Source organism: Betaproteobacteria bacterium (assembly GCA_016720855.1).
Taxonomy (GTDB): Bacteria; Pseudomonadota; Gammaproteobacteria; order Burkholderiales; family Usitatibacteraceae; genus FEB-7.
Genome location: JADKJU010000003.1, coordinates 635,131 through 654,423, shown reverse-complemented (window position 1 = coordinate 654,423; position 19,293 = coordinate 635,131). Strand labels below are relative to the sequence as shown.

At 68.2% G+C, this 19,293-nt stretch carries 21 protein-coding genes and 1 pseudogene; 5 read left to right on the top strand and 17 right to left on the bottom strand.

Annotation, left to right across the window (positions count from 1 at the left end; genetic code table 11):
- Positions 1 to 39 precede the first annotated feature (39 nt).
- Positions 40 to 786 (top strand): SDR family oxidoreductase, encoded by a 747-nt coding sequence (locus IPP91_16765; GenBank protein MBL0143707.1) that lies wholly within the window; start codon positions 40 to 42, stop codon positions 784 to 786.
- Here IPP91_16765 and IPP91_16760 read toward each other — a convergent pair.
- From IPP91_16760 to IPP91_16720, 9 genes are all read right to left on the bottom strand, one after another.
- On the bottom strand, positions 783 to 1,568 hold the full coding sequence (locus tag IPP91_16760) for an ABC transporter ATP-binding protein (protein MBL0143706.1): 786 nt from the start codon (positions 1,566 to 1,568) through the stop codon (positions 783 to 785). The genes IPP91_16765 and IPP91_16760 overlap by 4 nt on opposite strands.
- Positions 1,565 to 2,581 carry an iron ABC transporter permease gene (locus tag IPP91_16755; protein ID MBL0143705.1) on the bottom strand — a complete coding sequence of 339 codons (1,017 nt, stop codon included), beginning with the start codon at positions 2,579 to 2,581 and terminating at the stop codon, positions 1,565 to 1,567. Before IPP91_16755 ends, IPP91_16760 begins: the two co-directional genes overlap by 4 nt.
- Entirely contained in the window at positions 2,578 to 3,603 is a 1,026-nt protein-coding gene (locus IPP91_16750) for an iron ABC transporter substrate-binding protein (protein MBL0143704.1), read from the bottom strand. The genes IPP91_16755 and IPP91_16750 overlap by 4 nt, the downstream gene beginning before the upstream one ends.
- Positions 3,604 to 3,606: 3 nt before the next feature.
- Positions 3,607 to 3,813: a TOBE domain-containing protein gene (locus tag IPP91_16745; GenBank protein ID MBL0143703.1), complete on the bottom strand. Its 207-nt coding sequence runs from the start codon at positions 3,811 to 3,813 to the stop codon at positions 3,607 to 3,609.
- An 80-nt stretch (positions 3,814 to 3,893) separates the two neighbouring features.
- Positions 3,894 to 4,988, bottom strand: a complete 1,095-nt coding sequence (locus tag IPP91_16740; protein ID MBL0143702.1) for a helix-turn-helix transcriptional regulator — start codon at positions 4,986 to 4,988, stop codon at positions 3,894 to 3,896.
- A 7-nt stretch (positions 4,989 to 4,995) separates the two neighbouring features.
- Complete coding sequence (locus tag IPP91_16735; GenBank protein ID MBL0143701.1) at positions 4,996 to 5,754, bottom strand: molybdate ABC transporter substrate-binding protein; 759 nt, start codon at positions 5,752 to 5,754, stop codon at positions 4,996 to 4,998.
- Between the two features lie 37 nt (positions 5,755 to 5,791).
- Entirely contained in the window at positions 5,792 to 6,643 is an 852-nt protein-coding gene (locus IPP91_16730) for an extracellular solute-binding protein (protein ID MBL0143700.1), read from the bottom strand.
- Positions 6,640 to 7,359: an ATP-binding cassette domain-containing protein gene (locus IPP91_16725; protein MBL0143699.1), complete on the bottom strand. Its 720-nt coding sequence runs from the start codon at positions 7,357 to 7,359 to the stop codon at positions 6,640 to 6,642. Before IPP91_16725 ends, IPP91_16730 begins: the two co-directional genes overlap by 4 nt.
- Positions 7,352 to 8,056 carry an ABC transporter permease gene (locus tag IPP91_16720; GenBank protein MBL0143698.1) on the bottom strand — a complete coding sequence of 235 codons (705 nt, stop codon included), beginning with the start codon at positions 8,054 to 8,056 and terminating at the stop codon, positions 7,352 to 7,354. Before IPP91_16720 ends, IPP91_16725 begins: the two co-directional genes overlap by 8 nt.
- Positions 8,057 to 8,119: 63 nt before the next feature.
- Here IPP91_16720 and IPP91_16715 point away from each other — a divergent pair, with 63 nt between their 5' ends.
- The gene (locus IPP91_16715) at positions 8,120 to 9,013 is read left to right on the top strand and encodes a helix-turn-helix transcriptional regulator (GenBank protein ID MBL0143697.1); all 894 of its coding nucleotides are present in this window, start codon (positions 8,120 to 8,122) and stop codon (positions 9,011 to 9,013) included.
- A 56-nt stretch (positions 9,014 to 9,069) separates the two neighbouring features.
- Here the strand turns inward: IPP91_16715 and modC are convergent, their stop codons facing one another.
- The 8 genes and pseudogenes from modC to IPP91_16675 all read right to left on the bottom strand — a co-directional run bounded on the left by modC (position 9,070) and on the right by IPP91_16675 (position 15,552).
- Positions 9,070 to 10,158, bottom strand: a complete 1,089-nt coding sequence (modC, locus tag IPP91_16710; GenBank protein MBL0143696.1) for a molybdenum ABC transporter ATP-binding protein — start codon at positions 10,156 to 10,158, stop codon at positions 9,070 to 9,072.
- Complete coding sequence (gene modB / locus IPP91_16705) at positions 10,155 to 10,847, bottom strand: molybdate ABC transporter permease subunit (protein ID MBL0143695.1); 693 nt, start codon at positions 10,845 to 10,847, stop codon at positions 10,155 to 10,157. Before modB ends, modC begins: the two co-directional genes overlap by 4 nt.
- 5 nt (positions 10,848 to 10,852) lie before the next feature.
- Positions 10,853 to 11,623 (bottom strand): molybdate ABC transporter substrate-binding protein, encoded by a 771-nt coding sequence (gene modA / locus IPP91_16700; protein ID MBL0143694.1) that lies wholly within the window; start codon positions 11,621 to 11,623, stop codon positions 10,853 to 10,855.
- 75 nt (positions 11,624 to 11,698) lie between these two features.
- A pseudogene (locus tag IPP91_16695) lies at positions 11,699 to 11,887 on the bottom strand (LysR family transcriptional regulator).
- An 8-nt stretch (positions 11,888 to 11,895) separates the two neighbouring features.
- A complete protein-coding gene (gene grxD / locus IPP91_16690) occupies positions 11,896 to 12,219 on the bottom strand; it encodes a Grx4 family monothiol glutaredoxin (GenBank protein MBL0143693.1) in 324 nt (107 codons plus the stop codon).
- A gap of 99 nt (positions 12,220 to 12,318) precedes the next feature.
- On the bottom strand, positions 12,319 to 13,137 hold the full coding sequence (gene prmC, locus IPP91_16685; GenBank protein ID MBL0143692.1) for a peptide chain release factor N(5)-glutamine methyltransferase: 819 nt from the start codon (positions 13,135 to 13,137) through the stop codon (positions 12,319 to 12,321).
- A gap of 61 nt (positions 13,138 to 13,198) precedes the next feature.
- Complete coding sequence (gene prfA, locus IPP91_16680; protein MBL0143691.1) at positions 13,199 to 14,281, bottom strand: peptide chain release factor 1; 1,083 nt, start codon at positions 14,279 to 14,281, stop codon at positions 13,199 to 13,201.
- Positions 14,278 to 15,552: a glutamyl-tRNA reductase gene (locus IPP91_16675; GenBank protein MBL0143690.1), complete on the bottom strand. Its 1,275-nt coding sequence runs from the start codon at positions 15,550 to 15,552 to the stop codon at positions 14,278 to 14,280. The genes prfA and IPP91_16675 overlap by 4 nt, the downstream gene beginning before the upstream one ends.
- A 241-nt stretch (positions 15,553 to 15,793) precedes the next feature.
- On the opposite strand from IPP91_16675, the gene IPP91_16670 reads away from it, so the two are divergent.
- The 3 genes from IPP91_16670 to IPP91_16660 all read left to right on the top strand — a co-directional run bounded on the left by IPP91_16670 (position 15,794) and on the right by IPP91_16660 (position 19,285).
- Positions 15,794 to 16,249, top strand: coding sequence for a glutathione peroxidase (locus IPP91_16670; protein MBL0143689.1), 456 nt, complete (start codon positions 15,794 to 15,796; stop codon positions 16,247 to 16,249).
- A gap of 91 nt (positions 16,250 to 16,340) precedes the next feature.
- Positions 16,341 to 18,047: a type IV-A pilus assembly ATPase PilB gene (pilB, locus tag IPP91_16665; GenBank protein ID MBL0143688.1), complete on the top strand. Its 1,707-nt coding sequence runs from the start codon at positions 16,341 to 16,343 to the stop codon at positions 18,045 to 18,047.
- Between the two features lie 11 nt (positions 18,048 to 18,058).
- Entirely contained in the window at positions 18,059 to 19,285 is a 1,227-nt protein-coding gene (locus IPP91_16660) for a type II secretion system F family protein (GenBank protein MBL0143687.1), read from the top strand.
- Positions 19,286 to 19,293 lie beyond the last annotated feature (8 nt).

Below are 19,293 nucleotides of genomic sequence, written 5' to 3'. Positions count from 1 at the left end.
GATTGGCGGGACTTGCATGCCCGCAGCGCGAGGGGCGACATGGAGCGTGTGGCGATCATCACCGGGGCGAGCCGCGGCATCGGCGCGGCCACCGCGATTCTCGCGGCAAGCCGCGGGTATGCGGTCTGCGTGAATTACCTGCGCAACGAGGCTGCGGCTCGGGAGGTGGAGAGCGCGATCAAGGGCGCCGGGGGCCGGGCCATCGTGGTGGCGGCCGACGTGGCGAAGGAAGCCGATGTGGTGCGTCTCTTCGAGACCGTGGACTGGGAGCTGGGTCCGCTCAACGCCCTCGTCAACAACGCCGGCGCCCTCGAGCGGCAAATGCGCCTGGAGAACATGGACGGCGCGCGAATCGGACGCGTGCTCGCGACCAACGTCGTCGGATCGTTCCTTTGCGCGCGCGAAGCGGTGAGGCGCATGTCCACGAACCGCGGCGGCAAGGGAGGCGCGATCGTGAACGTCTCCTCCGGCGCGGCGCGGCTGGGCTCGCCCGAGGAGTACATCGACTACGCGGCCTCCAAGGGCGCGGTGGACACGATGACCATCGGCCTTTCCCGGGAGGTCGCGGCAGAAGGCATCCGCGTGAACGCGGTGCGGCCGGGACTCGTGATCACGGACATCCATGCAGCCGGCGGCGAGCCGGGGCGCGTGGAGCGCATGAAGTCGTCCGTTCCCCTCGGGCGGGGCGGCATGCCGGAGGAAGTGGCCAATGCCATCCTGTGGCTGCTGTCCGACGAGGCCTCGTTCGTCACGGGCGCCTTCATCGACGTTTCCGGCGGCCGCTAGGTTCCGGAGGCGGGCACGCAGACGCGCCGCTCGGCCCCGTCCGCCAGCCTCACCGTTGCCACTTCGATGCGCCGGCCATAGAGCGCGGAAAGCGTCTCCGACGTGAGCGTGGTTTCGGTGGGCCCCTGCGCGACTAGCTTTCCCGCGGCGAGCAGCAACACGCGGTTGGCGATGCGGAAGGCCTGCTCCGGATGATGCGTGGAGGCGAGCACGCCTATGCCCGCTTCCCTGAGGCGCGCCACCTCGTCCAGCACGCGCGACTGGTTGCCGTAATCGAGGTTCGCCGTCGGCTCGTCCATCACGAGGTAGCCGGCTTCGGTCGCCAGCGCGCGGGCGATGAGGGCCAGTTGGCGTTCGCCGCCGCTCACCGCATGGATGGGGCGATCGGCGAGGCCGGCGATGCCCAATCGCTCGAGTGCGGCGGCGGCGACCTCGCGGTCCCTGGGAGCGGGACTCGCGAACATGCCGCGATGCGCCGTGCGGCCCATCTCGACAGTCTCGCGCAGGCTGAAATCGAAATAGCTGTCCGCGGCCTGCGGGACGTAGGCCAGCCGGCGTGCGCGCTCCGCCGCGCCCCATGCGCCGAGGACCCGGCCATCGAGGGTGACATCGCCGCCCAGTGGCGGCTGCAGTCCGAGCAGCGTGCGCAGCAACGTCGACTTCCCGCTGCCATTGGGACCCAGGAGGCAGACGACCTCGCCGGCCTTGACTGCGCAATCGAGCCCGCGTCCGACCGTGTGGTCGCGAAATCCGAAGTCCAGGGCCCGGGCGGCGAGCGTCATCGGCGAAAGGTGACGGCCAGCAAGGCGATGAAGACGGGCGTTCCGATGAAGGCGGTGGCCACGCCCGGCGGAATCTCGGTGGCGGCCACGGTGCGGCAGAGCGTATCGACGGCGAGCATGAAGGCCGCGCCCAGCACGAGGGAAAGCGGCATCACGCGAGCGAAGCTCGCGCCCACGAGCAAGCGCGCCGCGTGCGGGATCACGAGGCCGACCCAGCCGATGACGCCGGCCAGCGCCACGGCGGAGGCGGTGACGAGCGTGGCGCAGACGATGACGAGCAGGCGCAGCCTGCCAACGTCGAGGCCCAGGGAGCGCGCTTCGTCCTCGGAGAGCGCGAGGAGGTCGATGCGCCAGCGAAGCAGCACGAGCGGAACGAGTCCGGCCGCCAACAGGGGCATGGCCACGGCGAGGTCCTTGGGCAGCGCGCCGCTGAAGCTGCCCAGCAGCCAGAAGGTGATGGCGGGGAGCTGGTTGTACGGGTCGGCGACGTATTTCACCAAGGCGACTCCCGCGCCGAAGAGCGAGCCCACGACGACGCCGGTGAGGATGAGGGTAAGGATGGGGTCGCGCCCGCGCACCCAGCTGCCCACGGCGACCACGAGCGCCACGGCGGCGAGGCCGCCGGCGAACGCGAGCGCCTGGATCGCGACGATCGGCAGCGAGTAGAGGATCGCGAGCCCCGCGCCCAGCGCGCAACCGGCGGAGACGCCGAGGATGTCGGGCGAGACGAGCGGGTTCTTGAAGAGATTCTGGTAGGCGGCGCCCGCAGCGGCAAGCGCGGCACCCACCACCAGCGATGCGACGAGCCGTGGCGCGCGCACCTGCAGTATCACCGCCTCGACGTTCTTCGCGAGACCGCTCTCGCCACCGGCGATGGCGGACCAGAGCGCCGCCCAGACATCGCCCGGGGACACGGGGAAGCGCCCGACCGTGAAGCTCCAACCCGCCAGGACGAGGAGAACCGCGAGCGCGACCGCAAGCCACAGGGGAAAGCGCGCGCGGTCGAGGATCATCGTGGCAGGACGCCCGGTTCGGCCAGCATCTTCGCGATCTGCTCCCCCGTCGGCTCCTGATGGTAGAAGAGCTTGTAGAACGTCGCTATTTCCATCGGGTAGTCGTGGCGGAAGAGGTCGGGGTACAGGATCTCGGAGAGCCACAGCAGTCCGATGAGGCGATTGGCACCCGGTGGGTAGTCGAACCAGCCGAAGGGCAGGTGCGGCGAGAGGTACACGCGCTTCTTCCGCACGGCGGTCACGCTGGTCCACACGGGCATCTTCCACATGTCGCGCATGAAATTCGGGTCGTTGGTCACGATCACGGACGGATCCCACAGCACGACCTGCTCGAAGCCCACCTGCGCCAGCCCGCCCTTCTCGCCGCCTGCCACATTCTTCGCGCCGAGGAATTCGATCATCTCGACATTGATCGAGCCGCCCAGGCCGGTGACGAGTCCCTGCGGGCCGCGTGCGTAATAGACCTCCGGCCGATTGTCGTGGGGGATGGTGGCGATCCTCGCCTTGAGGGCATCGACCCGCGAGCGCCAGAGATCCGCGAGCTCCTTGCCTCTTGCCTCGGTGCCCAGAATTTTCGCGAGCTTCTCGATCTGCTGCGGTGTGGTGTCGAGCCTGCCGTCGAGAAGCACGTACGGAATGCCGGTCTGCTGCTGCACCCGGTCGGCGAGCGAGGAGAAGGTGCCGGCCGTGGAGCCGATATCGACGATGAGGTCGGGCTTCGCCTTGAGAACGACCTCGACGTTGGCCGTGTTGCCGCGGCCGGAGAGCCGGCCCAGCTCGGGCAGGTCGGCGTATTTCTTCGGAACCCACGCCTTCTCGTTGTCGCGGAAGGCGCGCGTCCAGCCGATGAGCCTGTCGGGAGCCAGCGCGAAGACGGCGACGGAGGCCGGCGGGCCGGCGGCGTAGACGCGTTCGACCTTGTCGGGCAGCGATACCCTGCGACCGGCGTCGTCGACGAAGTCCCGTGCCGCGAGGGTCGCCAGCGGAACCAGCGCCGCCAGCAGCGCAATGGCCCGCCGCACGTACTACTTGCCTACCATGACGTCGGAAGCCTTGATGACGGCCGTCACCGCATTGCCAACCGCGAGCGAGAGCTCGTCCGCAGCTTCGTTCGTGATGGAGGCGGTCACGACGATGCCGGGCGCGACTTCGATCCGGACGTGCGCCGTCGTCGCCCCGCGTTTGACCTCGAGGATTCGACCGGGGATCTGGTTGCGGGCGCTCAGCTTCATGTTCGTGTTCCTTCAGGTTGGAAACGCCATTATCCACGAAGGCGCACTCTGGCTCGATACGCGGTGCCTGCGGCCGGCGGCTACGGACCTGCGGTGAGCGGTTGCGCCATTCCGATGGCCTCGGCGACGGTCACGAGGTTCATCTCGGGCAGCGTCCGGTAGCCCGGCAAGGCCGCGATCGCCGCGCGGAATCCGGGCGTGACGGCCTTCGCGAGCAACGCCTTCACGCCGGGAGTGGCGGCGCGCTCCCCGATGACCGCGAGGAAATAGCGTTCCGTGGCCACCGGCAGGAAGCCGAGGCCGAAACGCGCGGCGGCGGCCTCCAGCCCGAATCCGGCATCGGCCTGGTGACCCGCCACCAGGGCAGCGACCGCGGAATGCGTGATCTCCTCGTTGTCGTAACCCTGGAGCATCGTGCGGTCGACGCCCGCATCGGTGAGGAGAAACTCGAACAGGGCGCGCGTGCCCGACCCGCGCTGGCGGTTGACGATGCGCACCCCGGGGCGCGTCAGGTCGGCCACCGTCGTGAGGTCCATCGGGTTGCCGCGCGCGACGATGAGCCCCTGCATCCGCCGCGCGAGGGGAAGCAGACGCACGTCGCGGCCCTCGAGGCCCTCGGAATAGCGGCGCGACATCAATGCGCCGAGGGGCCCGTCGGCCACATGGAAGCCGGCCACGGCGCAATCACCGCGCAGCAGGGAAGCCAATGCATCGAAGCTGCCGCGGCTCTGGAGGTCCATCGGGATGCGCGCGGTCGCGAGCAGGTCGCGCAGGATCCCGACGGCGAAATCGTGGCTTGCGTGCACGATGAGGTTGACCTGGCGTCGGTGGAGGGCTTCGTTCAGCGCGCGCGCGAAATCGCTGGCAAGGCCGTCGAGCTCCGGAGCCAGGCGCGACTGCACGCGGCATCCGGCCCACAGCAGGCGCTCGCCGAGCGTCGTGAGCTGCGTGCCCTTGCCGCGCCGCATCGTCACAAGCGGCGCGCCGAAAAAGGTGCCCCACTGCTCGATCAGGTTGTAGGCGTGCCGGTAGGAGATGCCGGCCGCCCTTGCCGCCACCGTGAGCTTGCCCGACTGGCCCAGCGCGGCCAGAAGCGCAATGAGCATCTGGTCGAGTTCGCGCTCGAGCTTTCCGGAACGAACGCGCCAGACGGCGCGAAGGTCGACGTTGATCATGTCCCTGTCATTGAGGCGGGGCGAACCCGGAGCTGCCCAGGATCGCGCGCCCCTCGGGCGAGAGCAGGAAGTCGGCGAAACGCACGCCGGCGGGCTGCGCATTTTTCATCACGACCATCCCGTAATCCGCGCCCACGTTGAGGCTCGCGGGGATGGCGATGACCTGGAGCTGCGGCTCCTCCTTTTTCGCGAGGATCGCGTTGGTGCAGTAGGTGAGGAACACGTCGGCCTGGCCCTTCGCGACGATCGCGCCGTAGACCGTTCGATCCTTCGGCGGCGGCGGAGAGTTCGGGCCGCCGGTGAGCTGCAGGGCCTTGGCCTCCAGCGCCTTCTGCGCGCCCGGCTTCGACTTTTCCGCGTTGGCGAATAGCTGCCAGGCATAGTCCCCCGACGGATCGGCTTTCGGCGTGGAAATGCCGACTTTCACCTTCGGGTCGAGCAAGGTCTCCAGAAGCGTGTCCGGCGTCATCCTGACGGAGGCTCCCGCCAGGGCGCACAGCGTGTTGCGCGCGAAGGCGCGCACCGGGCCCGCCTTCCCGGCATCGGCGAGCGCCTTCGGGTGTGCCATGTTGGCGGAGGCGAACACGTCGCTCGCCTCGCCCTTCTCGAGGCGCTCCTTGAGCAGGCCCGATGGCCCGAAAGTGAAATCGACCCGGGCACCGCCGGCACGCTTCCCGAAGGCAGCGGCCGCCTCGGTGAGCGCCGCCTTGAGGCTGCCGGCGGCGAATACCTTGACGGCGTCCTGCGCGAGGACCGGCGTGGACATGAGCACCGCGGCCGCGAAGAGAAGCGGGAGACGCACGTCAGTTGCCCGGCTTGTAGTTCGGGAAGAAGAGCTGTTCGCCGTCGATCTTGTAGGCAGCGATGGCGGCCTGGCCCGCGGGCGAGATCACCCAGTCGATGAACTTCTGGCCGGCTTCCGTCTTCACGTGCGGGTGCTTCGCGGGATTCACGAGCATCACGCCGTACTGGTTGAAGAGCCGCTTGTCGCCTTCCACGACGATGGCGAGCTCGCCGCGGTTCTTGAACGAAAGCCAGGTGCCGCGGTCGGCGAGGGCATAGGCGTTCATGGCGGAGGCGGTATTGAGCGTGGGGCCCATGCCGGACCCGGTCTCGCGGTACCACGTCGTCTTGTCGAGGGTGGGATCGATGCCGGCGGCCTTCCAGTAGCGCATCTCCGCGGCGTGGGTGCCGCTCTTGTCGGCGCGCGAGGCGAAGGGCGCCTTCGCGGCGGCGATCGCCTTGAGGCCGGCGAGCACGTCGTTGCCTTTCGCCTTCGCCGGATCCGCTTTCGGGCCGACGATGATGAAATCGTTGTACATCACCTCGAAGCGCTTCACCCCGAAGCCCTCGGCGAGAAATTTCTCCTCTGCCGCCTTGTCGTGCACGAACAGCACGTCAGCATCGCCGCGCCGGCCCATGTCGAGCGCCTGGCCGGTGCCCAGGGCCACGACGCGCGCCTCGATGTCCGTGGCCTTCCGGAACTCGGGCAGCAGTTGCTTGAAGAGCCCGGATTGCTCTGTCGACGTTGTCGAAGCGACGGTGATGAACGTGCCTTGCGCCTGCGCAGGGTGCACGGTGAGCAGCAAGGCGGCGGCAATGGCCGCGGTGATCCAGGCGAGGCTGAAGCGCCAGTAGGTGCGGGCGAGTGTCATTTCCATGGAAGTTCTCCTTGAAGGAACCGGTGTGCATCCGGGGTTGCGGGTTGGTGGAAGAAGCGGTCGGCCGCCGTGCGCTCCAGGGCGCGGCCGGCGTCGATGTAGACGACCTCGTCGGCCAGTCGACGCGCCTGGCCGAGGTTGTGCGTGGTCATGACGATGCGCGTGCCGGCGGAGGCGATGGAAGCGATCACGCGCTCGATCTCGGCGGTGGCGCCCGGGTCGAGGCTCGCCGTGGGCTCGTCGAGGAAGAGGATCTCCGGCTCGAGGGACCAGGCGCGGGCGAGGGCGAGGCGTTGCTGCTCGCCGCCGGAGAGGACGCGCGCGGGGCGGCAGGCGAGGGACGTGAGGCCGACGCGCGACAGGGCGGCGGAAGCACGGTGCGTTCTTTCCGGCTCGGGCACGCCGTTCACGGCGAGCGCGTAACGGATATTGGCGATGGCCGAACGCCGAAGCATCACCGGGCGCTGGAAGACCATGGCTTGCCTCGTGGCGCGCCCGTTTCGCCCTTGCCATTCGATGGTGCCCGAGGTGGGAGGAATGAGTCCGTGAAGCGTGCGCAGGAGGACGCTCTTTCCGGCGCCGTTGGGCCCGAGCACCACGGTGCGCAGGCCCGGCTCGAGGGTAAGGCTCAGGCGATCGAGCGCGACCACGCCACCCAGAATGACGGTGAGGTCGCGCGCTTCCAGCAGGAACGGGGCGCGTTCAGCCATGGTGCCGCGCGCTCCACTCGCGGATCGCGTAGGCGCCCGCATTCACGGCAAGGACGACTGAAATGAGGACGATGCCCAGGGCGAGTGCGAGCGGCAGGTCGCCCTTGCTGGTCTCGAGCGCGATGGCCGTGGTCATCACGCGCGTGACACCGTCGATGTTGCCGCCCACGATCATCACCGCGCCCACCTCGGAGGCGGCGCGGCCGAAGCCGGCGAGGACCACCGTGAGGAGCGAGTAGCGGGCGTCCCGGAGAATCGTCGGCACGGCGCGCAGGCGGGAGACCCCAAGGGAAGTGAGCTGCTCCTCGTACTCCTTCCAGGCGTCCTCCGCGATCTGGCGCGCGAGGGCAGCGACGATGGGGGCCACGAGCAGGGCCTGCGCCACCACGATCGCGGATGGCGTGAAGAGGATCCCGAGCGAGCCCAGCGGCCCCGCGCGCGACAGGAGAAGATAGACCACGAGGCCCACGACGACGCTGGGGAGCCCGAGCAGCGCGTTGAGCAGAACGATGAGCGAGCGCCGGCCGGGAAAGCGCCCGACGCCGATGAGCGCGCCCAGCGGCAGCCCGATCGCGGCGCCGGCGACAGCGGAGACGAGCGACAGGCCCAGCGAGAGCGAGACGATCCCCGCGAGCGCCTCGTCGGCCCCGGTGATGAGGCCTAACGCCACGCCAAAGCTTGCAAATATTTCAAACATCGGTCAATTTTACCAACTCTGCGGAAACGGTTCCTTGACCCCCGTCCGGTAAAATCGATTCCCATGCGCGCCCAAGTCCCTTCCCGGCTCACGGTTGCCGAGGTCGCCCGCCACCTCAGGCTGGGCACGCGCAAGGTCTACGACCTGGTCGCGCGCAAGGGCTTGCCGCATGCGCGCGCGGGTGGAAAGCTCCTATTCGAGCTGGCGGAAGTCGAGCGCTGGCTTGCGCAATCGGCGTCGGGCACTGCCGCACGCCGGGGGGTTCCCCCGCCCACGCTGGGCGGCAGCCACGACCCGCTCCTCGAATGGGCGGTGCGGGAGTCGCGCTGCGGCCTGGCGCTTCTCACGCAGGGCAGCGCCGACGGGCTCGAGCGCCTCGCACGCGGCGAGGTGTCGGGCGCGCTCATGCACATGCCGTCCGCGGACATCACGGACTTCAACCGCGCCGAAGCCGATGAGCACCTGCGCGGCCGCAACATCGTGCTCGTGGAATGGGCGCGGCGCGAACAGGGGTTGCTGGTCGCGCGCGGCAATCCGATGAAGATCCGAAGCGTGGCGGATCTCGCGAAGCGCGGCGTGAAGGTCGCGACTCGCCAGGCGGGTGCCGGAAGCGCGCTGCTGCTGGATCGGCTCCTTGCCCGTGAAGGAATCGACCGCAAGCGCCTTCGAGTTGGCGCCACGGCGATGGGCGAGAACGACCTCGCGATGGCGGTGAAATCGGGAGATGCCGACGTGGGGCTGGGGGCGCGCGCGGCGGCCCGGCCGCTGGGGCTCGACTTCGTGCCGCTCGCCGTCGAGCGCCTGGACCTCGGTGTCTCGCGCGCGGCCTGGTTCGAGGCGCCGATGCAGGTTCTGTTTACCTTCGCGCGCGGCAAGGCCTTCGCCGAGCATGCCCACGCGCTCGGCGGCTACGGCGTCGCCGGTCTCGGCACCGTCACCTGGAACGACCCGGGCTGAATGAACGAGCCCGGTTCACGTGTCGGGTACGTGGACCGGCCTCGTCGAAGGCGGCGCTAGGCGAAGCCGACCGCGTGACGGTCGAGCGCGACGCCCTTCACGAGCGCGTAGGCGCGCTTCCCGGGGACGATGCCCAGACGCTCGCACGAGCGACGCGACAGGCGCGCAATGATCGAGTTGCTGCCGATGGCGAGGGTCACGTCCACGATCGGTCCCGCCCGCGCCGATACGGCGGTCACCACTCCCTCGAGCACGTTGAGGAAGCTCGAATCGGCGGGCGGCGCGAGCGCGAGCGCCACGTCCCGCGCGCGCACCCGGACACGCACCCTCTCGCCGGGCAGCGCGTCGACCACTGGTACCACGAAGGTTCCGCCCGCGAACGCGAGCGTCGTGAGCCCGTCATCCGGGTCGTGGGACACGACGCGGGTCTCGATGACCGCCCCGGCCTGGAATCGCCCCGTGAAGGGCTCGAGGTCGGCGCGCCCCATGATCTCGGTCACGGTTCCGGCGGCAATCGTGTGTCCTTCCGAGACCAGCACCATGTGGTCGGCGAGCCGCGTCACCTCCTCGATCGAGTGGCTCACGTAGACGATCGGGATCTTCAGCTCGTCGCGCAGGATCTCGATGTAGGCGAGGATCTCCGCCTTGCGCAGGCCGTCGAGCGAGGCGAGGGGTTCGTCCAGCAGGAGCAGGCGCGGATTCGCGAGGAGCGCGCGTCCGATGGCCACCCGCTGGCGCTCGCCGCCGGACAGCGTGGACGGGGACCGGTCCAGGAGAGAGGCGAGGCCCAGCAGGTCGACGATCTGCTTGCGATCCACATAGCGCTCCGCCGGCGCGACGAGCCTTTCGCCGAAGGCGAGGTTGCCGCGCACGGTGAGGTGGGGAAAAAGCAGCGAATCCTGGAACACGTAGCCAATGCGCCTGCGTTCCGGCGGAAGGTTCGTGCCGCCCGCACTGTCGTAGAGCGTCGTCTCGCCCACGCGGACATGGCCGGAAAGCGGTTGAACCAGCCCGGCGAGCGCCTGCACGATCGTGGTCTTGCCCGAGCCCGACCTTCCGAACAGCGCCACCACGGGCGCCTCGGTCGAGAAGGCGGCGGAAAGCGTGAAGCCGCCGCGACGGATCTCGAGGCGGACGTCGATCATGCTGCGATCCGCGTGCCGCGCGCGCGCCGGCTCAGCCACTCGGAGGCCGCGAGCGCGCCCAGGGAGAGCACCACGGAGATCGCGGACAGGCGCAGGGCCATGGCTTCGCCGCCCGGCACCTGCGTGGCGCCATAGATGGCGAGAGGCAGCGTCTGCGTTTCACCCGGTATGTTCGAGACGAACGTGATCGTCGCGCCGAATTCGCCGAGGCTGCGGGCGAAGGAAAGCAGAACTCCCGTGGCAATGCCCGGCAGGATGATGGGTAGCGTCACGGTGAAGAACACGCGCCATGGGCCCGCGCCCAGCGTGCGCGCCGCGGACTCGAGTCTCGTGTCCATCGATTCAAGGGAAAGCCGGGTCGCGCGGACCAGGAGGGGAAATCCCATCACGGCCGCGGCGAGCGCCGCGCCCGTCCACTTGAATGCAAAGGTGATTCCCAGGGGTGCCAGGAGCGAGCCGATCGGCCCGCTGCGCCCGAGGAGCAGGAGCAGGCCGAAGCCCACCACGACCGGCGGCAGCACCAGGGGCAGGTGCACGACCGCATCGACGAGCACCTTGCCCGGAAAGCGCGAGCGGGCGAGCAGGTAGGCGAACGCGACCGCCGGCGGCAGGCTCGCGGCCACGCTGAGGAGCGCGACCTTGAGGCTGAGCCCGATGATGCCCCACTCGTCGGCGCTCAGCCCATCCATGCAGGTCAGGACGCGGGCTTGAAGCCCGCCTTCTCCCAGGTGGCGCGCGAGGCCGGCGATCGCAGGTGCTCGAGCAGGCGCTTTGCCTCGGGCACCTGGCCGCCCTTCAGTGCCGCGGCGGGATAGACGACGGGTGGATGGGAGCCGGCGGGAAACGTATCGACGATGCGCACGCCAGGGTCCGCCAGTGCATCCGTGCGGTAAACGACGCCCAGCGGCGCCTCGCCGCGCGAGACGAGCGCGAGCGCGGCACGAACCGACTCCGCGCCGGCCACCTTCCTCTCGATCGAGGGCCAGACGCCGAGCCACGTGAACGCCGCCTTCGCGTACTTTCCCGCCGGCACGGAATCGGGCTGCCCGAGCGCGATGCGGCCATCGCCCAGAGCGGCGGCGATGGGGAATCCCGGGCCGATGCGCAGCATCACGGTGCTGCTCTTCGGGGCGATGAGGACGAGGTCATTGGCGAGGAGATTGGCACGCGTGCCCTCGGCGATCAAGCCGCGCTTGTCGAGGTAGTCCATCCAGTCGAGGTCCGCGGAAATGAATACGCCCGCAGGGGCGCCGGCCTCGACCTGCCGCGCGAGCGCGGAGCTGGCGGCAAATGAAATGCGGACCTTGTGGCCGCTCGCCCGTTCGAAGGTCGCGGCGATCTCGTCAAGCGGGCCCTTGAGGCTCGCGGCGGCAAGAACGGTCAGGTCCGCGGCCGCGGCGAGAAGCGGGGCGGCCAGAGCGAGGGCGAAGGCAAGGAGGGCAGGGCGCAGGGTGGGCACGGGAATCTCCTGTCGGGGGAGACCGCAATATATCGACGGATATGACGATCGGGCAGTGCAGCCTGCGGCCGACCGGGTTCATCGATTCATGGTATCCACGAGCACCCAGGCACGCCGACAGGAAATGCCGAAGCGCTTCGCCGCGGCCGTGATCGAGCCGGTCTCCTGAATGGCATCGAGCAGGTCGGCCTTGCCGGGCCCCATGGCGATCTCGGGGCCGAAGAGGATGCGCAGCCTGGCGGGCGCGACGCGGTGACGGCGCGCGGCCACGGAAGGCCTCAGGCGGGCTTCTTCGTGCCCTCGAGGAGCTTCTGAAGTTCTCCCGACTGGTACATCTCGCGCATGATGTCCGAGCCGCCCACGAATTCCCCGTTCACGTAGAGCTGCGGGATGGTGGGCCAGCTGGCGAATTCCTTGATGCCCTGGCGGACTTCGGGATCCGTCAGCACGTCGACGGCCGTGAAATTCTCGACGCCGCACGACTGCAGGATTTGCGTGGCGGTCGCGGAGAAGCCGCACATCGGCATCTGCGGCGAGCCCTTCATGAAGAGGACGACGGGGTTCGAGGTGACGGTGCTGCGGATCTTTTCCTGGGCGCTCATGGGCGGATATTCCGGTTACGGTGGATCGGGATCAGGCGGACATGATACGACGAGGACAGCACCGCGGCGTTCCCGTGCAAAGCCCCGGAATTGGTGGGGTCATTGGTGCCTCCCGCCGGCGACACGCGGAATGCCGGCGAGGTCCGGAATCGACACGAGTTCGGTAAACCCGGCTTCCGCAAGCAGCACGCGGCAGGCCTGTGCCTGGTCGTATCCCTGCTCTATGAGGATCCAGCCGCCCGATTTCAAGTGCGCGGGGGCGCCGGAGACGATGGCGCGTATGGAATCCAGGCCGTCGGCGCTTCCATCCGTGAGGGCGTCCCGGGGCTCGAAACGCAAGTCCCCCTCGGCGAGGTGGGCGTCGCCGGCCGCCACGTAGGGCGGATTGGCGACGACCAGGTCGAAGCGCAACCCTTCGACCGCCTCGTACCAGCGGCCGGGCGCGAACGCGACCCGGGCCGATTGCCGCTTCGCATTGGCGCGCGCGATGGCCAGCGCCGCCTCGCTTGCGTCGGTGGCGAGGACGTTCCAGCCGGGCCGCTCGCAGGCGAGCGTCACCGCGATGGCGCCGCTGCCCGTGCCCAGGTCCACGACGTCGCCCGTGGCGCCCAGGCGCGACAGGGCGGCCTCGACCAGGAATTCCGTCTCGGGGCGCGGAATGAGCACCGCGGGGCCCACCTCGAAATCGCGCCCGTAGAATTCACGCGTGCCGACGATATAGGCGACGGGATGGCCCATTGCCCGCCTTGCCACCAGCAGGTCGAACTGCGCGTCCTGTGATTCGGTGAGGACGTGCATGGCGTTGGCGGCGAGCCAGGCGCGGTCGACGCCCAGGAGATGGCAGGCCAGCACGCGCGCTTCCACGCGGCCGATGTCGGTTGCCGCTTCCTCGAGCGCCGCGGAAACCGTGCGCCTCACGCCGCGTCCAGCACGCCCATGCGCGCCCCCCGAAGCCGCCTATCGAAGGCGAGCGGCGTGTTCATGGGCCCTCGGCGAGACTCGCGAGAAGCTCCGCCTGGTGCTCCGCCATCAGCGCACCGGTAAGTTCCGAAAGGTCGCCGTCCATCACCGCGTCGATCTTGTAGAGCGTGAGGTTGATGCGGTGGTCGGTCACGCGGCCCTGCGGGAAATTGTAGGTGCGGATGCGGTCGGAGCGGTCGCCGGAGCCGATGAGAGTCTTCCTTTCGCTCGCCTCCTTCGCCGCCTGCTCGCGAACCTGCTTGTCCTTGATTCGCGCGGCGAGCACGCGCCAGGCCTGCTCGCGGTTCTTGTGCTGGCTTCTCGCTTCCTGGCACTCGACCACGATGCCCGTCGGGACGTGCGTGAGGCGCACGGCCGAATCGGTCTTGTTCACGTGCTGGCCGCCCGCGCCGCTCGCGCGGTAGGTGTCCACGCGCACGTCCGCCGGGTTGATGTCCACCCCGCTCGCGTCATCCGCTTCCGGCATCACCGCCACGGTGGCGGCCGAAGTGTGGATGCGACCCTGCGTCTCGGTGACGGGCACGCGCTGCACGCGGTGGCCGCCGGACTCGAACTTGAGACGCGAATACGCGCCCTGGCCGGCGATGCGCGCGATGACCTCCTTGTAGCCGCCCGCGTCGCCGAAGCTCTCGGAGATCACCTCGACCTGCCAGCGATTCCTCTCCGCGAAGCGCGAGTACATGCGGAAGAGGTCACCCGCGAAAAGCGCGCTCTCGTCGCCGCCGGTGCCGGCGCGGATTTCGAGGAAAAGGTTCCTGTCGTCGTTCGGATCCTTCGGCAGCAGCATCCTCTGGATGTCGGCGCCGATTTCCTCGAGTCTTTCGCGGCCGGCCTTGATCTCGGCCTCGGCGAAGTCGCGCATCTCCGGGTCCCGGGTCATGTCTTGCGCCGCGGCGATGTCCGATTCGGCCGCCAGGTAGTCGCCGTAGCGCCCGACCACCGGCGCGATCTCGGCGTGCTCCCGGGTGAGCTTGCGGTAGTTGTCCAGGTTCGCGGTGAGGCCGGGGTCGGACAGGAGCGCGTCCAGTTCCTTCGCGCGCGTCACCAGGCTTGCGAGCTTCGAGGCGACGCTCGGCTTCATGAGCCGCCCGGATCTTCCCGGCCGATGCCGTTTTCGGGGAACAGGATCTCGACGGCTCGCACCAGGGAATCGCGTTCGCCTTGGGCGGCGCGGCTGAGGGCCTGCGTCGGGTGGTGCAGGATCTTGTTCACGAGCCCGTTCGCGAGGGCCTCGAGCACCTTCGCAGGATCGTCGCCTTTCGCGAGGCGGGCCTTCGCCTTTGCGAGCTCGGCATCGCGGTACTCGTCCGCCTTGGCCCGCAGCTGCACGATCGCGGGCACCGCCCCCCGGGCCCCCAGCCAGGCCTGGAAGACCTCGACCTGGACCTCGACGATCGCCTCGGCCTCGACCACCGCGGCCTGCCGCTGGCCGGCGCCTTCCTGCACGATCGTGCCCAAGTCGTCGATCGTGTAGAGGAACAGGTCCTCCAGTTCGCAGGCGTCCGGCTCCACGTCACGCGGCACGGCGAAATCGACCACGAACATCGGGCGGTAGCGGCGGGCCTTGAGGGCGCGCTCGAAGGCGCCCTTGGAAAGGATGGGCAGCGTGGACGCGGTGCCCGTGATCACCACGTCGAACTCGTGCAGGCGTTCCGGGAGCTGTTCCAGGGCAATGGCAGTCGCGTTGAAGCGCTCGGCGAAGGCCTCGCCGCGCGCGAGCGTCCGGTTGGCCACCACCACCGACTGAGGGCCCTGCGCCACGAAGTAGGTGGCGGCGAGCTCCACCATCTCGCCCACGCCGATGAGCAGTATCTTCGTGCGCGAGATGTCGCCGAAGAGGTTCTGCGCGAGCTTGAGGGCGGCCGCCGACATCGAAATCGACTGCGCGCCGATGGCCGTCTGCGTGCGCACCTCCTTGGCCACCGAGAACGTGTGCTGAAAGAGGCGGTTGAGCGTCGACCCGAGCGTGCCGCTGTGCTCGGCGGTGCGCACGGACTGCTTCACCTGCCCGAGGATCTGCGGCTCGCCCAGCACCATCGAATCCAGGCCCGAGGCGACGCGGAAGGCGTGGCGGATGGCGCCGGACTCGCTGTGCGCGTAGAGGTGGCCCTCGATGTCGAGGCCGGACAGGGCAGCCTGCTCCTTCAGCCACGCGCGAACAGGCGACATGTCTTCGGCGTGGCAGTAGATCTCGGTCCGGTTGCAGGTGGAGACGAGCACGGCCTCGGACACGCCGGGTCGGCCGGCTAGCGAAGTGAGGGCTTCCGCCTGATTCTCGGGGGGGAACGCGAGCTTCTCCCGTACCTCGAGCGGCGCACTGTGGTAGTTGATGCCGAGTACGTGAAGGGGCATGGGCGGTGACGCTCGCCGCGCCGGACAATGGGCGAGCGATTGAAAGTGGCGAATTATACAGGGGGGGCCACCGGTGCCCTTGCGTGATTCGGGGGGCCAGAGCGCCGGCCGGCCTGCGTATGATGGGCGCGATCGACCCCCTGGAGAGGCAGACCTCGTGACCCGAAACCTTGCTGCCGCCCTGCTTTGCGCCGCGCTGCCCGTCTCTGCAGGGACCTGCCCGCCGTTGCTCGACTACCGCATGGAGTCGATAAAAGGCCAACCGACGGACCTCTGCCAGTACGCCGGGAAGGTCGTGCTGGTGGTGAATACGGCCAGCTATTGCGGCTACACCGGTCAATACGAGGGACTCGAGTCGCTGTACCGGAAGTACGGGGAGCGGGGCCTCGTGGTGCTGGGCGTGCCCTCGAACGACTTCGGCAAGCAGGAGCCCGGGTCCAACGAACAGGTGGCCGACTTCTGCGAGCGCACCTACAAGGTCCGCTTCCCGATGCTCTCCAAGGCGGTCGTCTCGGGACCGGACGCCATTCCCCTCTACCGCGCGCTCGCCGGCAAGACGGGCCAGGCGCCGAAATGGAACTTCCACAAGTACCTGCTGGGCCGGGACGGGCAGCCGGTCGCAAGCTACCCGAGCAAGGTGGCGCCCGACGATGCGCAGCTGGTGTCGGCCGTGGAAAAGGCCCTCTCCGGCTCCTGACCCGGGTTGCGGGGCCGGCATCCCCGGCCCGATTCTTTACAATAAGAACGAAAAAGGTGCACTATTGCGTTGATTTAAAGGAATCTTTTCAATGTCCGCTGCCTCCGGAACCTTTAGTGCACTCGGCCGCGCCCTCGTCCAGCAGGGTCGGCTGGTGCAATCCGACGCCTCCGCGATACAGCTCGAGGCGTCGAAGACCGGCGTGACATTCGTCCAGCAGCTCGTCGCCTCCAAGAAGATTTCCGCGCGGGACGTTTCGCTCTTCGCGGCCAGCGCCTTCGGCTACCCGCTGCTCGACCTCGCGGCCGTGGACACCGACCAGCTGCCGCTCAACCTCCTCGACAACAAGATCGTCGCGAACCATCGCGTGATCGCGCTGGGCAAGCGCGGCAACCGCATCTTCGTCGGCATGTCCGACCCCACCAACGAGCAGGTGATGCAGGAGGTGAAGTTCGCCACCGGCATGACCATGGAGCCGGTGGTGGTCGAGGACGACAAGCTCTCGGTGATCGTGGGAAAGCTCGTCGAGTCCACGAACAAGACCCTCGAGATCGCCACCGAGGACGTGGATCTCTCGGGCGTCGAGGTGACGGACGGGGAGGCGCAGGTCGAGGTCGTCACCGAGGAGATCGACGACGCCCCGGTGGTGAGGTACGTGCACAAGATCCTCCTCGACGCGATCAATGGCGGCGCCTCCGACATCCACTTCGAGCCGTACGAGAAGTTCTATCGCATCCGCTACCGGACCGACGGTGTCCTTTATGACATCGCCCAGCCGCCGCTTGCGATCAAGGAGAAGATCGCCTCGCGCATCAAGGTGGTCTCGAGGCTCGACATCTCGGAAAAGCGCTTGCCCCAGGACGGGCGCATGAAGATGGTGATGTCCAAGACGCGCGCCATCGACTTTCGCGTCTCGACGCTGCCCACGCTGCATGGCGAGAAGATCTGCATGCGTATCCTCGACCCCGCGAGCGCCACGCTCGGGATCGAGGCGCTGGGCTATGAGCAGGAGCAGAAGGAATCGCTCATGCGCGCGATCCAGCGCCCCTACGGGATGGTGCTGGTCACCGGGCCGACGGGCTCCGGCAAGACCGTGTCGCTCTACACCTGCCTCAACATCCTCAACAAGCCCGGAATCAACATCTCGACGGCCGAGGATCCCGCGGAAATCAACCTGGCCGGCATCAACCAGGTGAACATGAACGACAAGGCCGGGCTCACGTTTTCCGTGGCGCTCAAGGCCTTCCTGCGCCAGGACCCGGACATCATCATGGTGGGCGAGATCCGCGACCTGGAGACGGGCGAGATCGCCATCAAGGCCGCGCAGACCGGCCACATGGTGCTCTCCACCCTGCACACCAACGACGCGCCCGCGACCCTCTCGCGCCTCATGAACATGGGCGTCGCGCCGTTCAACATCGCGTCCTCGGTCATCCTCATCACCGCCCAGCGCCTGGCGCGCAAGCTGTGCACGTGCAAGCGGCCGGTGTCCATCCCCGAGGAAGCGCTGCTGCGAGCCGGGTTCAAGGAGGGAGAGCTTGACGGCACGTGGCAGACCTACGAGCCTGTGGGCTGCGAGGTGTGCAAGAATACCGGCTACAAGGGGCGTGTCGGCATCTACCAGGTCATGCCGATCTCCGAAGAGATCGCGCGCATCATCATGAAGAACGGGACGGCCATCGACGTGGCCGATCAGGCCAGACGCGACGGGGTGAGCGACCTGCGCCAGTCGGGACTTCTCAAGGTCAGGAAGGGGCTCACCTCGCTGGAAGAGGTCGAGGCCGTCACGAACGAGTAGGGGGGACGGACATGGCAGCATTAGCCAAGAAGGACAGCAAGGACGTCAAGCTCTACAACTATTCGTGGAGCGGCAAGGACAAGACCGGCAAGATCGTGAAGGGCGAGGTGCGCGCCGGTGGCGAACACGTCGTGATGGCCACGCTGCGGCGCCAGGGCATCCAGGTCTCGAGCGTGAAGAAGGTGTCGCAACGCGGCGGCTCCAAGGTCACGGACAAGGACATCACGATCTTCACGCGCCAGCTCGCGGTGATGATGAAGGCGGGCGTGCCGCTCCTGCAGGCCTTCGACATCGTGGGCAAGGGCCACAGCAATCCTGCCGTGGGCAAGCTGCTGCTCGACATCAAGACCGAAGTCGAGACGGGGTCGTCCCTTTCGACCGCCTTCCGCAAGTACCCGCAGCATTTCGACGCGCTCTTCTGCAACCTGGTGGGCGCCGGCGAGCAGGCGGGCATCCTGGACACCCTCCTCGAGCGTCTCGCGAGCTACAAGGAGAAGATCCTCGCCATCAAGGGCAAGATCAAGAGCGCCCTCTTCTACCCGGTGTCGATCATCGTGATCGCGCTCGTCATCACGTCGGTGATCATGATTTTCGTGATTCCGACCTTCAGGGACCTGTTCAAGGGGTTCGGCGCCGACCTCCCCATGCCCACCCAGGTGGTGATGGCGATCTCGGACTTCTTCGTCGCCAACTGGTACCTCATCTTCGGCGGCATCTTCGGCGCCGTGTATTTCATCATGTACACCTACAAGCGCTCCGCGAAGATGCAGAACGGCCTGGACCGCCTCATGCTGCGCATCCCGGTCCTTGGCGAAGTGGTGCGCAAGGCCTCGATCGCGCGCTGGTGCCGGACGCTCTCGACCATGTTCGCGGCGGGCGTTCCCCTCGTGGAATCGCTGGACTCCGTGGCGGGCGCCGCCGGCAACTACGTGTACTACGAGGCGACCAAGCGCATCCAGGCGGAGGTCTCGACGGGCACGGGCCTCACGGTGTCGATGCAGAACACCAACGTCTTCCCGAGCATGGTGCTGCAGATGACCGCCATCGGGGAGGAGTCGGGTGCGCTCGATTCCATGCTCTCCAAGGTGGCCGACTTCTTCGAGGCCGAGGTGGACGAGGCCGTGGAGGCGCTCTCCTCACTGATGGAGCCCCTCATCATGGTGGTGCTCGGCGGCCTCATCGGCGGCCTCGTGATCGCCATGTACCTGCCGATCTTCAAGATGGGTTCCGCGGTCTGACCCGGAAA

Excerpts from the sequence above, each read along its gene's own strand:
- IPP91_16715 (MBL0143697.1), top strand. The coding sequence starts at position 8,120 with ATGCGCGCCCAAGTCCCTTCCCGGCTCACGGTTGCCGAGGTCGCCCGC.
- IPP91_16660 (MBL0143687.1), top strand. The coding sequence starts at position 18,059 with ATGGCAGCATTAGCCAAGAAGGACAGCAAGGACGTCAAGCTCTACAAC.
- prfA (MBL0143691.1), bottom strand. The coding sequence starts at position 14,281 with ATGAAGCCGAGCGTCGCCTCGAAGCTCGCAAGCCTGGTGACGCGCGCG.
- IPP91_16725 (MBL0143699.1), bottom strand. The coding sequence starts at position 7,359 with ATGGCTGAACGCGCCCCGTTCCTGCTGGAAGCGCGCGACCTCACCGTC.
- IPP91_16735 (MBL0143701.1), bottom strand. The coding sequence starts at position 5,754 with ATGTCCACGCCGGTCCTCGCGCAGGACGCCGTCAAGGTATTCGCCGCC.
- IPP91_16720 (MBL0143698.1), bottom strand. The coding sequence starts at position 8,056 with ATGTTTGAAATATTTGCAAGCTTTGGCGTGGCGTTAGGCCTCATCACC.
- modB (MBL0143695.1), bottom strand. The coding sequence starts at position 10,847 with ATGGATGGGCTGAGCGCCGACGAGTGGGGCATCATCGGGCTCAGCCTC.
- IPP91_16730 (MBL0143700.1), bottom strand. The coding sequence starts at position 6,643 with ATGACACTCGCCCGCACCTACTGGCGCTTCAGCCTCGCCTGGATCACC.
- IPP91_16760 (MBL0143706.1), bottom strand. The coding sequence starts at position 1,568 with ATGACGCTCGCCGCCCGGGCCCTGGACTTCGGATTTCGCGACCACACG.
- IPP91_16755 (MBL0143705.1), bottom strand. The coding sequence starts at position 2,581 with ATGATCCTCGACCGCGCGCGCTTTCCCCTGTGGCTTGCGGTCGCGCTC.
- IPP91_16765 (MBL0143707.1), top strand. The coding sequence starts at position 40 with ATGGAGCGTGTGGCGATCATCACCGGGGCGAGCCGCGGCATCGGCGCG.
- IPP91_16740 (MBL0143702.1), bottom strand. The coding sequence starts at position 4,988 with ATGATCAACGTCGACCTTCGCGCCGTCTGGCGCGTTCGTTCCGGAAAG.
- grxD (MBL0143693.1), bottom strand. The coding sequence starts at position 12,219 with ATGAGCGCCCAGGAAAAGATCCGCAGCACCGTCACCTCGAACCCCGTC.
- pilB (MBL0143688.1), top strand. The coding sequence starts at position 16,341 with ATGTCCGCTGCCTCCGGAACCTTTAGTGCACTCGGCCGCGCCCTCGTC.
- IPP91_16745 (MBL0143703.1), bottom strand. The coding sequence starts at position 3,813 with ATGAAGCTGAGCGCCCGCAACCAGATCCCCGGTCGAATCCTCGAGGTC.
- modC (MBL0143696.1), bottom strand. The coding sequence starts at position 10,158 with ATGATCGACGTCCGCCTCGAGATCCGTCGCGGCGGCTTCACGCTTTCC.
- IPP91_16670 (MBL0143689.1), top strand. The coding sequence starts at position 15,794 with ATGGAGTCGATAAAAGGCCAACCGACGGACCTCTGCCAGTACGCCGGG.
- IPP91_16675 (MBL0143690.1), bottom strand. The coding sequence starts at position 15,552 with ATGCCCCTTCACGTACTCGGCATCAACTACCACAGTGCGCCGCTCGAG.